Origin of the sequence: Salinispora pacifica CNR114, assembly GCF_000514775.1 — a bacterium.
In the GTDB taxonomy this organism is placed as follows: Bacteria; Actinomycetota; Actinomycetes; order Mycobacteriales; family Micromonosporaceae; genus Micromonospora; species Micromonospora pacifica.
On the sequence record NZ_AZWO01000001.1, the window covers coordinates 248,883 to 265,744 of the forward strand.

Sequence of the window (16,862 nt, forward strand, 5' to 3'; positions counted from 1 at the left end):
GGACCGACCTCGGTCCGGGCCACCGTTGTCCCCGCTGGCCGAGCCGGCTGGGCCTGGTCGTGGCGGCGACTCAGGAGTTGGGGCGCTTGCCGTGGTTGGCCGCGCCCTTCTTACGGGCTTTCTTCTTCCGGGCCCTCTTGGCCATGGTGACCTCCTCGTGGTTCGTGGGCGCCGCGGCAGCACGACCGCCGCGACGGGAAAACCGGACGCGTCCGACCCTAGTGCTGCTGCCGTCGGCCGGCGGGCCCGCCCCGCGGCGCCGCCGTGGCGAGGGCACGCGCGCTGCTTCTCGGGGGTGCTCGGGCGTCCCGGCGCGAAACTGGCTGTGGATCGGGTCTTGGCGTGGCCACCCGTCCCGGCCCGGCTCATGATTGGATACGTCGGCAGGACAGTCGCGAGAGAAAGGGCTGTGGAGATGGCCGAGGAGATCCGCGCCGAGATGGTGGCGAACGTCTGGAAGGTCGTCGCGTCGGCCGGGGACACCGTGTCCGAGGGGGACACGCTGGTGATCCTGGAGTCGATGAAGATGGAGATCCCGGTCGTCAGCGAGTCCGACGGCGTCGTGCAGGAGCTGGCGGTCAACGAGGGGGACGTGGTGCAGGACGGCGACCTGATCGCGGTGATCGGTTGAGTGTCCTGGTCCGTCCCGTCGAGCCGGCCGACCATGCCGCGGTCGCCCGGCTGACAGTCGCCGCCTACGAGGCGGACGGACAGCTCAAGGGCGAGCACGGGTACGCGGCTGTGCTCGCCGACGTCCCGGCTCGGGTGGAGCACGGTGAGGTGCTGGTTGCCGTGGACGCCGGCACCGAAGCCGTGCTCGGTTCGGTCCTCTTCGTGCTGCCCGGTACTCGTTTTGCCGAGCTCTCCGGAGCCGGTGAGGCGGAGTTCCGAATGCTCGCCGTGGACCCGGCAGCGCAGGGCCGGGGGGTTGGCGCGGCTCTGGTGGAGGCGTGCGTGGCGCGGGCGACCGAGTTGGGCTGTTCGGCGCTGGTGATCTGCATCCGGGATGGCCTCGCCGCCTCGGCACAGCGGCTCTATCTGCGGCGGGGGTTCATTCGGGCACCGGAGTTGGACTGGTCGCCGGTGGCCGATGTGCTCCTGCGTGGAATGCGGCTCTCGCTGCCCGCCTGAGCTGGCGGCTGGGTTAGCGGGGGTCGTCGGTCGTGGGTGGGCCGATGGCGGTGATGAGTTCATCGGCCACCTTCAGGGCGACCCCCCTTCGTTCCTGGTCGGTCAGGCCGGGCGCCCGTACCCCGAACCAACTGCTGTGTACGGAGAAGAGCGCGAGGGTGGCCCGGAGTTGGGCCTCGGGGGAGGAGTCGTCGCCGCAGAGCAGGTCGGCCAGCTGGAACATCCGCTCCCGGATCTGCTGGCCGGCGGCGAGACTCCGTAACGCGGTCTGGTTCTGCTCGAAGAAGCGCATCACCGACGAGTGTTGCCCGGCGCACATGGTGTCCGCGTACCGACCGATGATGTTCCGTCGGGTGGTCAGCGTGGCGGGTTGCGCCTTGGCCCAGGCGACGAGGTCATCCAGCTGATCGAGGCGGTCCTCGACGAAGCTGTTGACGATCTCGTCTTTGCTCTTGAAGTGGTAATAGAGCGCTGCCTTCGTCACGTCGAGCCGTTCGGCGATCTCGCGGAGCGAGGTCTTCTCGTAGCCCTGCTCGGTGAAGAGCTCCAGGGCGACGGTCTTGATTCGTTCCCGCGTGCTGCCGGTGCTCTCCCGCACTGTCATCACCTGATCCGCTTGACTGTCGTCGGCACCCCAACTTACCGTACGGCTAGTAAGGTGGCTAGCCGGTCGGCAAGTAAGCTCACCACCCCGAGGGGAACGACGTATGACCCAGGCAACCCAGGCAGCCCCGGCGCTGAGGCGACCGAATATTCGGATCGTGCTCTTCGGCCTGATGATCGCCATGATGCTGGCGATGTTGGACAACATGATCGTCAGCACCGCCCTGCCGAGGATCGTGGGTGAGTTCGGCGGGCTGGACCACTTCACCTGGGTCGTTACCGCCTATGTCCTCGGGACCACCGTCTCCACTCCGATCTGGGGCAAGCTCGGTGACCTCTTCGGCCGGAAGCCGATCTTCCTCACCTCGGTGGTGATCTTCCTGGTCGGGTCCGCGCTCTGCGGAATGGCGGGCTCCGAGCTGCTCGGCGGGCCGGATGACGGGATGATGGAGCTGATCGCCTTCCGTGCGGTGCAGGGCCTCGGCGCGGGTGGCCTGATGGTCGGTGTGTTGGCGATCATCGGCGATCTGGTGCCGCCCCGTGAGCGGGGCCGCTACCAGGGGATGATCGCCGGGATCATGGCGATCGCCCTGGTAGCTGGCCCGCTGGTCGGCGGTTTCATCACCGACCATCTCTCCTGGCGCTGGGCCTTCTATGTCAACCTGCCCCTCGGCGGGGCCGCGCTGGTACTGCTCGTCGCCACCCTGCGTCTGCCCCGGCACCGCACCGAGCACCGGATCGACTGGCTCGGTGCCGCACTCCTCGCGGTCGGGATCACCGCGATCGTGCTGATCACCACCTGGGGCGGCAACGAGTACGCCTGGCGTTCGCCACAGATCGTTGGCCTGGTGGTTCTCGCGGTGGCTTCGCTCGCCTTCTTCGCGGTCGTCGAGCGGCGGGCCACCGAGCCGGTCCTGCCGCTGTCGCTCTTCGCGAACCGCAACTTCGCGCTGATCTCGGTGATCGGCTTCCTGCTCGGCTTCGCGATGTACGGGGCGATGAGCTTTCTGCCGCTCTACCAGCAGACCGTGCAGGGCGCCTCAGCCACCGAATCCGGGTTGCTTCTGCTGCCGCTGATGTTCGGCATGCTGGTGGTGTCGTTGGTGGTGGGACGGACGATCACCAGGACCGGTCGGTACCGGGTCTTCCCGATCATCGGCGGTGCGGTGATGAGTGTTGGCATGGTCCTGCTGACGCGGCTCGACGCGCAGACCGAGGTGGCGGAGTCCTCGCTCTACCTACTCGTGCTCGGCGTCGGCATGGGCTTTCTCATGCAGACGACGATGCTGATCGCGCAGAACAGCGTTGAGCAGCGTGATCTGGGCGCGGCCAGCGGTGCGGCGACCTTCTTCCGGTCAATCGGCGGCTCGTTCGGCATCTCGCTCTTCGGGGCCGTCTTCGCCAGCCGGTTGGCCAGCTCCCCCGCCGGCGGGATGTTCGGTGGCGGTGAGGCCGGGGCGGCGATGGACCTCGCGAAGCTTCGGGAGCTACCGGAGGCGGTCCGGGAACTGGTCCTCGGTGGCCTCGCCGACGCGATCTCGCACGTGTTCCTGTGGGCCCTGCTGTTCACCGTCGTCGTACCGATGCTCGCCTGGCTCATCCGGGAGATTCCGCTGCGCACCGAGAACATCCCGGTGCCGGCCGGCGAGGCGGAGCGCCAGCGTCCGGACACCCACCGCTGACCCAGCCTCGGCCCGGCGAGGTCAGCGGCGGCGGAAGATCGTCGTAAGGCCTCGCCAGAGACGGCGTAGCCGTCCGGTCGCTGCTGGAGTTGGTGGCCGGCCACCGGCCAGGGCCTGGGCCAGCGCTCGGGACTCCGGGGCCAGGTCCGGGGTGGCCAGGGCCAGGTGCGCCAGGGACCGGGCGATCGGGACCGGGCGGGTTCGCATCACCTCAACCACATCGGTGAGTCGTTCGGCGACCACCGCGGCGACCTCGGGGCGGACTGTCGGGTCGACCCAGGCGACGGTGACCAGGGCGAAGAGTGCGGCTTCGGTGGCCCAGTCCTCGACGCCCCAGGCCAGGTCCAGCAGGACCGACCGGCGGGTGGAGGTCGGCCACGGCTCGTCGGTGCGGTGGTGCAGCAGCCCGAGGCAGGCCCATACCTGAACGCTGCGGACCCAGAGAGAGGGGTCCTGCTCGTCGAGGACCCGGCCCAGCGTGGTCGGTGGGGTGGCCGGCGGATGGGCCAGCAGACCGAGCAGGTCGGTCAGGTCCAGGGTGGCCAGGGCGACGCCGGCGTCGTACGCCGCCGGTGGGTGGGGCCACGCCGGATGCACGAACTGCCGGAGGTGGTCCGCGGCCAGCGGCGAGGGGGCTTCGATGGCGGGTGTGCCGTCGTGTCGCCACAGGCGCCAGTCCACCGCTCGTCGGGGCTCGCGCGGGTCCGGTCCCGGACCCCGCGTCAGCTGGACGCGCAGGCCGGGCGCGGCCCGGGTGAGGGTATGTAGGGCGCTCGGCGGCACCGGCGACCCGAGCCGGATGGTGGCTCTCAGCTGCCCGCCGGCATGGTTGGCCCGGAGCGCGTCAACAGCGGGGCCGACTGCCGGCGTGATCTGCCCGAGCCAGGGCTGGCCGGCGCAGGATTCGGCGAGGTCGGTGTGCTCGTGGGAATCCTCGGGGTGTTCCCGGATGAAATCCGCCAGTGCGACCAGGTGGGCGACATCGCCGTCGCGCCGGAAGCGCAGCCGCTGCGCGGTGTGCACCGCACAGTCGAACGTCGGGTCCCGGGCGAGTGCCCGGTTGATCCAGTCGAGTGCTTCGTCCAGCCGTCCGTGGTCGCCGAGGGTGCCGGCGATGTCGGCATAGACGGCGAGGTCGTCCGGGTCGTGCGCGACGGCACGTTCCAGCGCCGCGAGAGCGTCTGGGATCCGCCCCGCGCTTCGATAGGCGTACCCGAGCCACACCTCGCCGATCTTCGACGGCTTGGTGCGTAACCCCTGGGATGCCCACTGGACGGCGAGCGCCACCTCGCCGAGCCGGCGGGCCAGTGCGGAGGCGGCCCCGAACAGCAGCGCGTGTCCCTGGTGGGCGGTCACCGCGTGGCGGGCCAGGGCGAGGTATGGAGTGAGGGCGGCTCGGCCGGCTCGGGGAACCGGGTCGGCGGTCGCGGCGCAGATCTGCATGAGAATCTGGGCGGTGCGCTCGGGTCCGAGGCGTTCGGCCAGGTCCGGCGCGGTCACCCAGGGCACCTCGGCCCACGGCTCGGCCGGCGCGTGGCCAGTGGCCGCAACGAGCAGGTCCAACCCTTCGGCGGGCCGGCCGGCGGCGGCGAGTAGGTGGGCCCGGGCGACGACGGTCCCGACGAAGACGTTCTGGTGCAGGGGAAAGAGGGCGAGTCCGTCGCCAGAAACGGCAGCGAGCCGGGCGAGCAACTCGTGGGCCTCGGGGAGGGTCGGCGCCTGCGCCAGCGCCCCCGCGATGTGGGCGGCGGCGTGCGCCAGATCGCCCTCGGTGAGGGCTAGTCGGGCCAGGGTCAGTTCCTCCGCCGCCGGCAGGTCTCGCTTGTCCGGGGACACCTTTTCTCCCGCCGTGGTGGTATGCGCTCCGGTCGGTCAGCGTAGGTGATAGTGAGGATTTTTAGGGATGACTGCGGGCTGCTGTTCGTTGTGTTGCGCTTCGGCGCTAAAAAGTGCAAGACTGAACATAAGCGCGCGGGAATCGCGCACCAGGAGGAGTTTCTGTGACGCGTCCAGGGGCCGGCATGGCCGCCGACATTGACGAGCAGCCGGCCACGTACGCCCGCCTGCTCTCCGCCGAGCATGCCGGGCCGATCGCCCGGGTCGCCGCCGCCATCGCCGCGCACCGACCGCGGCATGTGGTGTTCACCGCCCGCGGCACCTCAGACCACGCCGCGCTCTACGGCACCTACCTGACCGAGATCCGGTTGGGTCTGCCCGCCGGGCTCGCCTCGCCCAGCTCCATCACCGCGTACGGCGCCCGGCCGGACCTCTCCGCCGCGCTCGTGGTCGGTGTCAGCCAGAGCGGCGGCTCCCCGGACCTCACCGCGGTGCTGCAGGCCGCCCGGGACTCCGGCGCGCTCACCCTCGCGGTCACCAATGCGCCCGACTCGCCGCTGGCCCAGGCGGCGGAGCTGAGCGTGGACATCGCCGCCGGGCATGAACGAGCAGTGGCCGCCACCAAGACGTACACGGCTGAGCTGCTCGCCCTGCTCATGTTGGTGGAGGGCATCCGGGCTGGCGACGGCGTACTGCCGGCCGCCGAACAGACCGTCCTCAACATGCTGCCCGAACTCGCCGCGCACACCCTCGCCGATCCGACGCCTGCCCAGCTCGCCCCCCGCTACCGCTTCGCCGCACAGTTGGTCACGACCGGCCGGGGGTACGCGTACCCCACCGCGCGCGAGGCCGCGCTGAAGCTGATGGAGACCTCGTACCTACCGACGCTCGCGTTCTCCGGTGCCGATCTGCTGCACGGTCCGCTCGCCATGACCGATCCGGACGTGCCGGTGCTCGCGGTGGTCGGATCCGGCCCCGGCGGCCAGGCAATGGGGGAGGTGCTGCCACGGCTCGGCGAGCGCCGCGCCGATGTGGTGGTGGTCGGCTCGGCGGAGGTGCCCACCGCGACGCGGATCGCCGTTCCCGAGGTTGACGAGCGGTACGCACCGCTGCTGGACATCCTGCCGCTGCAGCGCCTGGCCCTGGCGCTCGCGTTGGCCCGAGGCGAGGACCCGGACGCGCCCCGGGGCCTGAAGAAGGTCACCGCGACGATGTGAGCCCCGGCGTGGCAGGCTGGGCGGCGTGTCCACGCTGCGCGACCTCGCCGACGAGCACACCCAGCTGCGTCCCGCCGACATCGACCACCTGCACCGGATCGCGGGCGACTGGCAGCTGCTCTCTGACATGTCCTTTGCCGACCTGCTGCTCTGGGTACCGGTGGGCGAGGACGGAACATTCCTCTGCGTGGCCCAGGTTCGACCGACCACCGCGCCCACCGCATACCAGGATGATCAGGTAGGTCGAATCACCGGTGGGCCGGAGGTGGACCACCTGGAGGTCGCCTACCGGCGGGGCCGGATCTGGCGGGAGGGCGATCCGGTCTGGTACGGGGACGTGCCCGCGCGGCACGAGGCGATCCCGGTACGGCTGCGGACCGACGACGGTGAGCAGGCCGAGGTGATCGCCGTGGTCGGCCGGGACACCAACCTGTCGACCGCCCGGACCCCCAGCCAGCTGGAGCTGAACTACCTGACCACGGCGGACGACCTGGCGCAGATGCTCGCCGACGGCACCTTTCCGCCGCCCCGGCACCCGGGGGAGACCACCTCGGCTCCCCGGGTCGGCGATGGGTTGGTGCGGCTGGACGCGGGCGGCAGGGTGACGTATTCGAGCCCGAACGCGCAGTCGGCATACCGGCGGGTCGGCTACGCATCGGACCTGGTGGGGGAGGACCTCGCGGCGCTGCACCGCCGCCTCGCCGACGACCCGTTGGAGGGGACCGACGCGGCCAACGCGGTGCTTGCCGCGCTTCGGGGCGAGGCGCCGCCCCGCCGTGAGATCAATGCGCGCGGGGCGACCATGCTGACCCGGGCGCTACCGCTGATCCCCGCCGGAGTGCCGATCGGCGCGCTGGTGTTGGTCCGCGATGTCACCGAGGTCCGGCGTCGGGACCGGGCGTTGATGACCAAGGACGCGACCATTCGGGAGATCCATCACCGGGTGAAGAACAACCTCCAGACGGTCGCCGCCCTGTTGCGGCTGCAGGCCCGCCGGGTAGCCATGCCGGAGGCGCGGATCGCGCTGGAGGAGTCGGTGCGCCGGGTCGCCTCAATCGCGTTGGTACACGAGACGCTCTCCATGTCCAACGATGAGGTGGTCGAGTTCGACGGGATCGTGGACCGGGTGGCGAGCGCGGCGACCGAGGTGGCGGCGACCGAGTCGACCGTCCGGATGCGCCGTCAGGGCAGCTTCGGCGTGCTCACCGCCGAACTCGCCACGTCGCTGGTGATGGTGCTCAACGAGCTCCTGCTGAACGCCGTCGAGCACGGGTTCCCCGCCGATGACGAGGCTGGTGAGCAGTCCGGAGCCGCCGGCTTCTCCCCCGAGGTGGTGGTCTCGACGCATCGGTTTCGCAAGATCCTGTATGTGTCGGTGGCCGACAACGGTGGTGGACTGCCGCCGGGCTTCGACGCTGAGCGCGGCGGCAGCCTCGGTCTGCAGATCGTCCGTGCGCTGGTCACCGGGGAACTGCGCGGCACGATCGAACTGCGGACGGGCGCCAGCGGCGGCACTGAGGCGCTGCTCGTCCTTCCCCTCAACCGGCTGTGACCACCCGGGGAGCTCCGTGTCGGCTGACGGCGTGACCTGGGTGCTGCGGCGCCGGCCAACCGCGGGGTGCCGGCCGGCGATGCGGCGGCTAACGGCGTACCAGGGCGACGGTCAGGCCAGGGGGGTGCCAGACCTGCTCGACCATCCGCCCGTCGCGCAGCGCCGCCCCCTTCGCCCCGGGTACGGCGGCCAGCGGGTCGTGGTGCCGACCGGCCAGCACCAGCCAGACCCGATCCGCGTCGGCCAGGCACTGGGCCGGTCGGGCACACTCGGCGGCCCACAGGTCACCCCGGCGGGCGGCGCTGGCGGAGAGCAGCACGTCCTGGGGGCGATGCTCGCCCAGGTGATAGGCCAGGCCCAGGTCGAGGAAGAGCCAGCCCTCCCGGGGCGAGTAGACGACCGCGTCGGTGGGGCGCTGCCCATCCGCCACGATCTGGGCCGCCCCGGCGTAGTCGACCAGCGCCGAACGGGGCCACTCGTGGGTCCGCCGCAGCGCCGTCTGGGCCGGCAGGCCGAGCGCTCCGGCCAGGGCCACGATGGTCAGCGCCGGTAGAAACGGCACCCGGGTCAGGGCGACACCGGCCAGCAGGCAGCCGAACGGCACCACGAAGACCAGGTATCGGGGTACCCAGAGGGGGACAACCGCGCCGACGGCGAAGACCAGCAGCACCGGCAGGAGCACGGCCAACCCGGGCAGTAGCGCCGCGCGCCCCAGCGCTGCGGCACCGAGTGCGGCGAGCCCGACCAGCAGGCCACCGACCACCCCGCTCTGCGTCACCCCGCCCGCCAACGCGGCGAGATCGGCGGGGCGGGCCGGGTCCACCCAGTCGAGTTGGCGGGCGTGCTGGCCGTGGGCGACCCAGAGCAGCGGACCGACCAACAGCACCACGGGCATGAGCGCCAGCAGCCAGGACCCGACGAGGTGCTTGTCGGGGTGCCGCCGCCGGGCGGCGAGCACCACCACCGCGTGGGCCGGGAGCAGGGTGAGAGCGACCAGGTGGGTCAGGCCCAGCGCGGCCAGCGCGACGGCGTAGCCGGCCCAGCGAAGCCGACGTCGGGCCCGTTGTCCCGTCGGCCGCGGGTGCACGGCAGTGACCAGCAGTAGCGTCGCCAGGACCGCGAGGGCGGTGGCCAGCGCGTACGGGCGGGCCTCCTGCCCGTACCGGGAGGTGCTGGGCAGCACCGCGAAGAGGAGGCCGGCGAGCAGTCCGGCCGGCCGACCATACAGCCGGGCGCTGAGGAGCGCGGTCAGCGCCGCGGTGGCGGTCATGGCGAGCACGGCCGGCAGCCGCAGGGCGGCCACCGAATCGCCCGCTCCGGCCACCCAAAGGTGCATCAGCAGGTAGTACGGCCCGGTAACGGCGTCGATAGTGCCGGCGAGCCGGACCAGGTCGCCGAGCGGGCGGGTGGCGGCGCTCCACGTCGCCAACTCATCTCGCCAGAGCTGTGCCCCGGCCACGTCGGTGAGGGTGACCGCGAGCGTCAGCAGCGCCGGCGGCAGCCACACCGGCAGCTGCGGCACGGTTCGCGTGCCCATGCCGCTGAGCCTCGCACAGCGGCGAGCCCACCGGGGCCGGACCGGAACACCGCCGACCGTGATGTGGGATGCCGCACGCGAACCTTGGCTGCTTCGGTGACGCCGTGGCAGCATAACGTCATGGCTGCCGCCGTTGTTCGCTACTTCGTGGCCCGTCGCCACGTCGACTTCGGCCGCACGCGCAGCGCGATCTGTCCGGCCCACTGACGACGCCCGACCCAGCTGTCTCGGGCGCTCCGCGCCGGCTACTCCGCCCCAGCCCAACTGTCGTGCCGGGGTCGGCCACCGCGCTCGGCGCAGCGGCCACGAGGCACCGCAGACAATGGAGGACGCCACGATGGCGCTGCGCAACCCAACCCGGCCCGAGGATTCGACGACCCAATCGGCCCGGCCCCCCCGCCGCCCCCGCGGGGAGGGCCAGTGGGCCCTCGGTCACCATGAGCCGCTCAACGGCAACGAGCGGATCAAGAAGGACGACGACCCACTCAACGTCCGGGCCCGGATCGAGAACATCTACGCCCACCAGGGCTTCGCCTCGATCGACCCACAGGACCTGCGCGGTCGGTTCCGTTGGTGGGGCCTGTACACGCAACGCAAGGCCGGTATCGACGGTGGGCGTACCGCCGTGCTGGAGCCGCACGAGCTTGAAGACGAGTTCTTCATGCTCCGGGTGCGGATCGACGGCGGGCAGCTCTCCGTGGCCCAGCTCCGGGTGGTGGCCGAGATCTCCCGCGAGTTCGCCCGGGACACCGCCGACCTCACCGACCGGCAGAACATCCAGTACCACTGGATCCGGGTCGAGGACATGCCGGAGATCTGGCATCGACTGGAGTCGGTCGGCCTGCAGACCACCGAGGCCTGCGGGGACTGCCCCCGGATCGTGCTCGGTAGCCCGGTCGCTGGCGTGGCCCAGGACGAAGTGATCGATCCGACGCCGGCGATCGACGAGATCGTCCGCCGCTACGTCGGTGACAAGCAGTACGCCAATCTGCCCCGCAAGTTCAAGTCCTCGATCTCCTGGCTGGTGGACACGCCGTACGAGACGAACGACATCGCCCTGCTCGGGGTGGTACACCCCGAGCACGGACCCGGCTTCGATCTCTGGGTCGGTGGCGGCCTGTCCACGAACCCGATGCTCGCCCAGCGGCTGGGTGTCTGGGTGCCGCTGCACGAGGTGCCGGACGTCTGGGCGGGGGTGGTGGGCATCTTCCGCGACTACGGGTACCGACGGCTGCGCCACCGCGCCCGGCTGAAGTTCCTGGTCGCCGACTGGGGGGTGGCGAAGTTTCGGGAGGTGCTGGAGCGGGAGTATCTGGGTCGGGCCCTGTTGGACGGACCGTCGGCCGAGCTGCCGGCACAGCAGATCGACCACATCGGGGTGCACGAGCAGCATGACGGGCGTAACTACGTTGGGGCCGCTGCGACGGTCGGCCGGGTCTCGGGTAGCCAGCTCACCCGGCTCGCCGACGTGGCCGAGGCGCACGGCAGCGATCGCGTTCGGCTGACTCCGTACCAGAAGCTGTTGGTGTTGGACGTGCCGCCGGACCGGACGGAGTCCCTGGTCGAGGCGCTGGGTGAGATCGGTCTGTCGGCTCGGCCATCGGCGTGGCGGCGTGGCGCCATGGCCTGCACCGGCCTCGAGTTCTGCAAGCTGGCCATCGTCGAGACCAAGGCGCGGGGCGCGGAGTTGGTGGCGCGGCTGGAGGAGCGGCTGCGGGACTTCGACGCCGACATCACCATCCACCTCAACGGCTGCCCAAACGCGTGCGCCCGTACCCAGGTTGCCGACATCGGGCTCCGAGGCCAGCTGATGGTCGGCGCGGACGGCCGTCAGGTGGAGGGCTTCCAGGTGCATCTCGGCGGTGGTCTGGGTATGGCGCAGGACCGGGCCGCGGGGTTCGGCCGCAAGCCGCGGGGCCTGAGGGTCACGGCGGCGGAACTTCCGGAGTACGTGGAGCAGCTGGCTCGGCGCTACCTGGCTGGCCGTACCGACGGCGAGACGTTCGCCAGCTGGGTGATCCGGGCAGACGAGGGGGAGCTGCGATGAGTGACACCCGTTCCGCCCCGCTGTACTGCCCGTACTGCGGGGAGGAGGACCTGCGGCCGAACGAGGCGGGGCACGGCGGTTGGGAGTGCCACGCCTGCGCCCGGGTCTTCACCGTACGGCTGCACGGCCTGTTGGCGAAGGCGGTGCTCCGGTGAGTGGGCCGCGCTGGGCGGCCGATCTCGGCCTGGTCGGGGCCGGCGAACCGGCCGCCGCCGAAACAAGCCGGCGGGAGTTGCGCACGTTGGCGGAGGCGGCCGGCCGGGACCTGGCGGACGCCCCCGCGCTGGAGGTGGCCCGGTGGGCGACCGAGACGTTCGGGGACCGGTTCTGCGTCACCAGTTCGATGGCCGACGCGGTGCTCGTCCACCTGTTCTCCCGGGTCGCACCCGGCGTTGACGTGGTCTTCCTGGACACCGGGCTGCACTTCCCGGAGACGCTCAAGGTTCGGGACCAGGTCGCCCGCACGATGCCGGTGAACGTCCGTTCGATCCGACCCCGGCTGACCGTCGGCCAGCAGGACGGCGAGTACGGGCCGCGGCTGTTCCACCGCTCCCCGGATGACTGCTGTCAGCTGCGCAAGGTGGAGTCGCTGGAGCGGGCCCTGGTGGGGTACGACGCGTGGGCCGCGGGGCTGCGCCGGGACGAGTCGCCGTCCCGGGCGAACACCCCGGTGGTGACCTTCGACGAGGGTCGGGGCAAGGTGAAGGTCAACCCGATCGCGGCGTGGACGCAGGCTGATGTGGAGACCTACATCTCCCGCTGGGAGGTGCCGGTCAACGAGCTGTTCGGCCGGTCCTACAGCTCGGTCGGCTGTTGGCCCTGTACCCGGCGGACGAAGGCTGGGGAGGATCCGCGGGCCGGCCGGTGGGCGATGTTCGAGAAGGCCGAGTGCGGCCTGCACGGTTGAGCGGGGCCGGGGGCCACGGGGCCCCGGTGCTCCTGGTCGCGCACGGCAGCCGGGACCCGCGGGCCGCCGCGGCGACACGGGCGCTCGCCGCGGCGGTGTCCGCTGCTCGGCCTGGCCGGCGGGTGGTGCCGAGCTGGCTGGACCACACCCGTCCCGGGCCCACGGAGGCGCTACGGGAGTTGGCTGGCGCGGGTTTCTCCCGGGTGGTGCTGGTGCCGCTGCTGCTGACCGCCGCGTATCACCGGCGGGTGGACATCCCGGCGGCCGTCGCGGCGGTCCGCCAGGCGGTTCCCGAGCTGGGGGTACGGGTGACCGACGTGCTCGGTCCCGCTGTCCGGGGGGTCGATCCGGCGTTGTTGGCTGGGCTGCGCCGTCGGCTGGCCGAGGCCGAGCCCGGTGGCTACGACGGGCTGGTGCTGGCCGCTGCGGGCACCCGGGATCCGGTCGCCCGTGCCTCGGTGGGACGGGTGGCGGCATCGCTGCGGGCAGCCTTGGCTGTTCCGACCCGGGTTTCCTATGCCTCGGCTGCTCCGCCCGCCGCTGGCGTGGCGGTGCACCGCCTGCGCGTACGGGGCGCGCGACGGGTGGCAGTGGCCGCGTATTTTCTGGCGCCCGGGTTGTTCCATGACGCGGTGACCGTCTCGGCCCGGCAGGCCGGTGCGGTGGCGGTGGCGGCTCCGCTCTCCGATGCTCCCGAGCTGGTTGACCTGGTCCTTCGTCGGGTTGACGCGGTGTTGGACTAGGCCCTGTTGTGGTGTCGCCCCGCTGGTGGCGGGTCTCGGTTGACACCGACCGGGCAGCGAAACACCCCGGTGGTCGAGCCGACCGGGGCGTTTCGCTTTCGGTTGGTGGTCAGGCGGTGTGAGCGCGCAGCATCCGGAGGCCGCCGCGACGCTTGACGGCGCGCCGCTCCTCCTCGCTCATCCCGCCCCAGACGCCTGCGTCCTGGCCGGACTCGAGGGCCCACTGCAGGCACTGGTCCGTCACCGGGCAGCGCCGGCAGACGGCTTTGGCCTGCTCCACCTGCAGGAGGGCCGGACCGGACGTCCCGATCGGGAAGAACAGCTCGGGGTCCTCGTCGCGGCAGACAGCATGGTGACGCCAGTCCATGGCGGCAACACTCCTCATTCTGGATGGGTGGCAGATGGCTTGCTATATGCATCCGCAGCGCCGGCCGTAACGGTTCGCGCCCGGCTTGCTGGCAGTGCGTGAGCAGGCTGTTGGCTCCGTCGACCTACTGGATCCACTCATTCTGCTGAGCGAATCCAGGCGATGTTCCGGAAACTCAAGTCGCTTGTGAATACTTTCACGAACGCTCGCGATGTCAAGGGTGACGCTCCGGAAAACTTCACGCGGTGAGCAAGCCCACAACCCGTTTGTCCTGATTTGCCCGAGGCTCCGGATACTCGGAGTACCACAGTCGGGGATCAATATAGTACGGCGGCACTGATTTCGCTGACATTTCCGTCACTCACCCCAACGTGGCGCCAATCGTCATCGGACGGGCCGGCTCAACCGAGGGGAGTACCCGAGGACTAGCAGATTACTCGCACCGCTGCGGGTGCGGCGGTGAATTCGACTTTTTCGCGCTCCCCCAGGTACTCACCGTCGAGCTGGAACGCCTGTGGGTGACGGGCGATCAAGGTGAACTCGGTCAGGTCGTGGAGGCGGAGTACCTGTTTGCCGCGCGGACCCGGCGTGCGGCCGAAGAATTGAGTGATCGTCCGTGTCGTGCTGGTCACTCGGAGCTGCCGCAGTGCGAAAGCGTCCAGGCCGAGGTCGAACGATGCCTCCGGATTCGGGTTCACCTCCCGGTCGCCGAGGTACGTCCAGGGCGCGGTGTTCTGGACGATAACTGTGGCGAGCTGCTCCTCGGTGGGTTGGTCCGGCCGCTGGAGGGCGATAGCGGGGTGCCGGCGGTCCGAGGCGAGGAAGTACTGGGCAAGGGTTGATCGGAGGTACAGGCTGGGCGTGGAGATCTCTCCGCGTCGGCGGGACCGTTCCACGCGGTGGATCACCGCGGCGTCAACTCCGAAGCCGGCGCAGAAGGTGAAGTAGCGCTCGTCCGCCCGTCCCAGGCCGATCGTGCGGTGCCGGTTCAGCCGCAGCCCTTCCAGGATCATGCTGGTGCTGTCCGGCCACTCCCGGGGTAGGCCGAGAGCGCGGGCGAAGACGTTCGTCGAACCGCCCGGCACGGTTGCCAGGGCGGGCAGCTGCTCGGCCGGCGCGTTCCCGGTCGGCCCCGTCGTCGGCAGCGCGGACATCAGCCCGTTGACGACCTCGTTGACCGTGCCGTCACCGCCGAGCGTGACGACCAGGTCGACGCCCTCCTCGGCCGCCTGGCGGGCCAGGGTGGTGGCGTGCCCCCGGCGTCGGGTGTAGCGCACCGACAGGTCGACTTCACTGCGCAGCGCCCGGACCAGGACATCCCGGCTGCGCTCGCTGGTGGTGGTGGCCTTGGGGTTGACCACCAGGACGGCCCGCATGGGCGGCACTGTACCGCGTGACGACATCGGTATCGTGGTCGCGTGACGATCGCCGCCAACCAGATACCCGGCCCGCTCCGGTGGGCCGTCCTGACGCTACGTGGTGAGGCAGGCGCCGTCGGTCTGATCGCTGGCTGGCTGCTCTGGGCAAACCTCACGGCGCCCAGTGTTGACCTGGCCTCGGCGCTGCTGTTGACGGTGTTCGCCGCTGGTGCGGCAGCCGTGCTCTGGGCGCTGGGCGGGGCGCTCGCCCGGTGTCGGGCGGGTGCCCGAGCGCCGGCGATCGTGCTTCAGCTCATGCTGTTGCCGATCGGATGGTTCATGATCCAGGGTGGGCTTGGTTGGCTGGGCGGGCCACTGATGGCACTGGGCCTCGGCGTCACCGCCCTGCTGCTCAGTACCCCGACGACCCGTGCCCTGGGCTTCGAGTGAGGCGTCTTCGAGTGCGGGCGCTGGCAGCCTTCGGTCCTGGCGGAAGCGACGCGACCGGTGCGACCTAGCCGGCGACGCGACGGGTCAGCAGGGAGATGGTTGCGCGGTCGTTGTCAGCGGTCGCGGCGGCCGAGGTGGTCAGTGCGGTGAGCACCTTCCAGGCAAAGGAGGACTCGGCCGGCAGTCGCGCACCGCGGGAGGTCGGCACCGTGACCTCGACGGCGAGTGCGTCGTCGGTTACGGAGAACCGGCACTCCAGCTCGGCGTGCTGGGTGGCGATCGAAAGCAGCATGGCGCACGCCTCGTCCACCGCGATGCGGAGATCCTCGATCTCGTCGAGGGCGAACTGCAGCCGGGCCGCGAGCCCGGCCGTGGCCGTGCGGAGCACGCTCAGGTAGCCGCCGTCCGCGGGCACGGTCAGGTGCACCACGTCGTCGCTGGCGGGTTGGCCGGTCGTCGGAGTCACGCGTCATCCCCCCGGGACGCCCGTTACCCGGATCGGGGATGGCGGCCCGCCAGGGAACTCTACCCGGTACCCCGACGCGGGTACCACGGCGACGGCCGGCGCGCCGGCCGTCGCCGTTGACGCTTCACCTAGGCCTTCTTGGTCTCCCAGAAGATCTTCGAGATCTCGTCGATCTTCTGCAGCAACTCGTCAGCCTTCGCCGGGTCGGTCGCGCCCTTGGCGCCGGCCGCGCCGGCCAGCTTGGTGGCCTCGTTGAAGAGCTGGTGCAGGTGCGGGTACTTCTCGAAGTGGGCCGGCTTGAAGTAGTCGGTCCACAGCACCCACAGGTGGTGCTTCACCAACTCGGCCCGCTGCTCCTTGATCAGGATGGCCCGGGTGCGGAACTCCGGGTCGGTGTTGGCCTGGTACTTCTCGCAGATCATTTTCACCGACTCGGCCTCGATCCGGGCCTGTGCCGGGTCGTAGACGCCGCAGGGCAGGTCGCAGTGGGCGCTGGCGGTCACTCGGGGGGTGAGGATGCGTGGAAGTCGCATCAGGAGCCTCCTGGGAAGTTTGCGATGATCGAGCACGACATTACTTGGAGGCCGTGCCTGGTGGAGGTGAACGGCATGCCCCCGTCCCCGCCGCGCCCGACGCCGGGTGCCCGGTGGTCGCTCTCCGCCGTCCTGGTGACAGGCCCCTCGATGGCGCCGACCCTGCGGCACGGCGACGCGGTGCTGGTGCGCCGTGGGGAACGTGGTGTCCGGGCCGGTGACGTGGTGGTCGCGGTCTTTCGGAGCCGCCCCGACCTGCTGGTGGTCAAGCGAGCGGTTGGTCTGACCGCGGAGGGCTGGTGGCTCGTGGGCGACAACCCGTTGATCAATGACGACTCACGGGCGTACGGTGGGGCGGACATCTGGGGGCGGGTGGTGGCACGCTACTGGCCGCGGCCTCGGCTGCTGCGCCGCCGTAGAGTATGACCCTACT

Annotated in this window: 19 protein-coding genes; 11 read left to right on the plus strand and 8 right to left on the minus strand. The window is 70.9% G+C overall.

Features of this window, described 5'->3' with window-relative positions; genetic code table 11:
- Positions 1-70 precede the first annotated feature (70 nt).
- A complete protein-coding gene (locus B118_RS33805; protein ID WP_372492465.1) occupies positions 71-145 on the minus strand; it encodes a 50S ribosomal protein bL37 in 75 nt (24 codons plus the stop codon).
- A gap of 264 nt (positions 146-409) precedes the next feature.
- Here B118_RS33805 and B118_RS0101260 point away from each other — a divergent pair, with 264 nt between their 5' ends.
- Together B118_RS0101260 and B118_RS0101265 are read left to right on the plus strand one after the other, a co-directional pair.
- The gene (locus tag B118_RS0101260; protein WP_018216856.1) at positions 410-631 is read left to right on the plus strand and encodes a biotin/lipoyl-binding carrier protein; all 222 of its coding nucleotides are present in this window, start codon (positions 410-412) and stop codon (positions 629-631) included.
- Positions 628-1,131 carry a GNAT family N-acetyltransferase gene (locus B118_RS0101265; protein WP_018222774.1) on the plus strand — a complete coding sequence of 168 codons (504 nt, stop codon included), beginning with the start codon at positions 628-630 and terminating at the stop codon, positions 1,129-1,131. Before B118_RS0101260 ends, B118_RS0101265 begins: the two co-directional genes overlap by 4 nt.
- 13 nt (positions 1,132-1,144) lie before the next feature.
- Here B118_RS0101265 and B118_RS0101270 read toward each other — a convergent pair whose 3' ends face one another.
- Positions 1,145-1,735, minus strand: coding sequence for a TetR/AcrR family transcriptional regulator (locus B118_RS0101270; protein WP_018810093.1), 591 nt, complete (start codon positions 1,733-1,735; stop codon positions 1,145-1,147).
- A gap of 103 nt (positions 1,736-1,838) precedes the next feature.
- Between B118_RS0101270 and B118_RS0101275 the strand changes: the two genes are divergently transcribed.
- On the plus strand, positions 1,839-3,416 hold the full coding sequence (locus B118_RS0101275; RefSeq protein WP_018222776.1) for an MDR family MFS transporter: 1,578 nt from the start codon (positions 1,839-1,841) through the stop codon (positions 3,414-3,416).
- Between the two features lie 21 nt (positions 3,417-3,437).
- On the opposite strand, the gene B118_RS0101280 is transcribed toward B118_RS0101275, so the two are convergent.
- Positions 3,438-5,252: a tetratricopeptide repeat protein gene (locus tag B118_RS0101280; RefSeq protein ID WP_018810091.1), complete on the minus strand. Its 1,815-nt coding sequence runs from the start codon at positions 5,250-5,252 to the stop codon at positions 3,438-3,440.
- A gap of 185 nt (positions 5,253-5,437) precedes the next feature.
- On the opposite strand from B118_RS0101280, the gene B118_RS0101285 reads away from it, so the two are divergent.
- The gene (locus B118_RS0101285; RefSeq protein WP_018222778.1) at positions 5,438-6,469 is read left to right on the plus strand and encodes an SIS domain-containing protein; all 1,032 of its coding nucleotides are present in this window, start codon (positions 5,438-5,440) and stop codon (positions 6,467-6,469) included.
- Between the two features lie 25 nt (positions 6,470-6,494).
- Positions 6,495-8,021 carry a sensor histidine kinase gene (locus B118_RS0101290; RefSeq protein WP_018222779.1) on the plus strand — a complete coding sequence of 509 codons (1,527 nt, stop codon included), beginning with the start codon at positions 6,495-6,497 and terminating at the stop codon, positions 8,019-8,021.
- A gap of 88 nt (positions 8,022-8,109) precedes the next feature.
- Here the strand turns inward: B118_RS0101290 and B118_RS0101295 are convergent, their stop codons facing one another.
- A complete protein-coding gene (locus B118_RS0101295) occupies positions 8,110-9,558 on the minus strand; it encodes a glycosyltransferase family 39 protein (protein WP_018810090.1) in 1,449 nt (482 codons plus the stop codon).
- Positions 9,559-9,880: 322 nt separating this feature from the next.
- On the opposite strand from B118_RS0101295, the gene B118_RS0101300 reads away from it, so the two are divergent.
- From B118_RS0101300 to B118_RS0101315, 4 genes are read left to right on the plus strand one after another with little or no spacing between them, the layout of a single operon-like run.
- Positions 9,881-11,605, plus strand: coding sequence for a nitrite/sulfite reductase (locus B118_RS0101300; protein ID WP_018810089.1), 1,725 nt, complete (start codon positions 9,881-9,883; stop codon positions 11,603-11,605).
- Positions 11,602-11,760, plus strand: a complete 159-nt coding sequence (locus B118_RS32290; RefSeq protein WP_018222782.1) for a hypothetical protein — start codon at positions 11,602-11,604, stop codon at positions 11,758-11,760. Before B118_RS0101300 ends, B118_RS32290 begins: the two co-directional genes overlap by 4 nt.
- The gene (locus B118_RS0101310; RefSeq protein ID WP_018222783.1) at positions 11,757-12,512 is read left to right on the plus strand and encodes a phosphoadenylyl-sulfate reductase; all 756 of its coding nucleotides are present in this window, start codon (positions 11,757-11,759) and stop codon (positions 12,510-12,512) included. Before B118_RS32290 ends, B118_RS0101310 begins: the two co-directional genes overlap by 4 nt.
- The gene (locus B118_RS0101315) at positions 12,494-13,255 is read left to right on the plus strand and encodes a sirohydrochlorin chelatase (protein WP_026185720.1); all 762 of its coding nucleotides are present in this window, start codon (positions 12,494-12,496) and stop codon (positions 13,253-13,255) included. The genes B118_RS0101310 and B118_RS0101315 overlap by 19 nt, the downstream gene beginning before the upstream one ends.
- A 109-nt stretch (positions 13,256-13,364) precedes the next feature.
- Here the strand turns inward: B118_RS0101315 and B118_RS0101320 are convergent, their stop codons facing one another.
- The gene (locus tag B118_RS0101320; RefSeq protein WP_026185721.1) at positions 13,365-13,622 is read right to left on the minus strand and encodes a WhiB family transcriptional regulator; all 258 of its coding nucleotides are present in this window, start codon (positions 13,620-13,622) and stop codon (positions 13,365-13,367) included.
- A 425-nt stretch (positions 13,623-14,047) separates the two neighbouring features.
- Positions 14,048-14,998: a diacylglycerol/lipid kinase family protein gene (locus B118_RS0101325; RefSeq protein WP_018222785.1), complete on the minus strand. Its 951-nt coding sequence runs from the start codon at positions 14,996-14,998 to the stop codon at positions 14,048-14,050.
- 42 nt (positions 14,999-15,040) lie between these two features.
- Here B118_RS0101325 and B118_RS0101330 point away from each other — a divergent pair, with 42 nt between their 5' ends.
- Complete coding sequence (locus B118_RS0101330; RefSeq protein ID WP_018222786.1) at positions 15,041-15,430, plus strand: hypothetical protein; 390 nt, start codon at positions 15,041-15,043, stop codon at positions 15,428-15,430.
- 64 nt (positions 15,431-15,494) lie between these two features.
- On the opposite strand, the gene B118_RS0101335 is transcribed toward B118_RS0101330, so the two are convergent.
- Both B118_RS0101335 and sodN read right to left on the minus strand, forming a co-directional pair.
- Positions 15,495-15,896 (minus strand): ATP-binding protein, encoded by a 402-nt coding sequence (locus B118_RS0101335; protein ID WP_018222787.1) that lies wholly within the window; start codon positions 15,894-15,896, stop codon positions 15,495-15,497.
- A 128-nt stretch (positions 15,897-16,024) separates the two neighbouring features.
- Positions 16,025-16,429: a superoxide dismutase, Ni gene (sodN, locus tag B118_RS0101340; RefSeq protein ID WP_018216841.1), complete on the minus strand. Its 405-nt coding sequence runs from the start codon at positions 16,427-16,429 to the stop codon at positions 16,025-16,027.
- A gap of 24 nt (positions 16,430-16,453) precedes the next feature.
- On the opposite strand from sodN, the gene B118_RS0101345 reads away from it, so the two are divergent.
- A complete protein-coding gene (locus tag B118_RS0101345; protein WP_018222788.1) occupies positions 16,454-16,855 on the plus strand; it encodes a S24/S26 family peptidase in 402 nt (133 codons plus the stop codon).
- Positions 16,856-16,862: the final 7 nt, after the last annotated feature.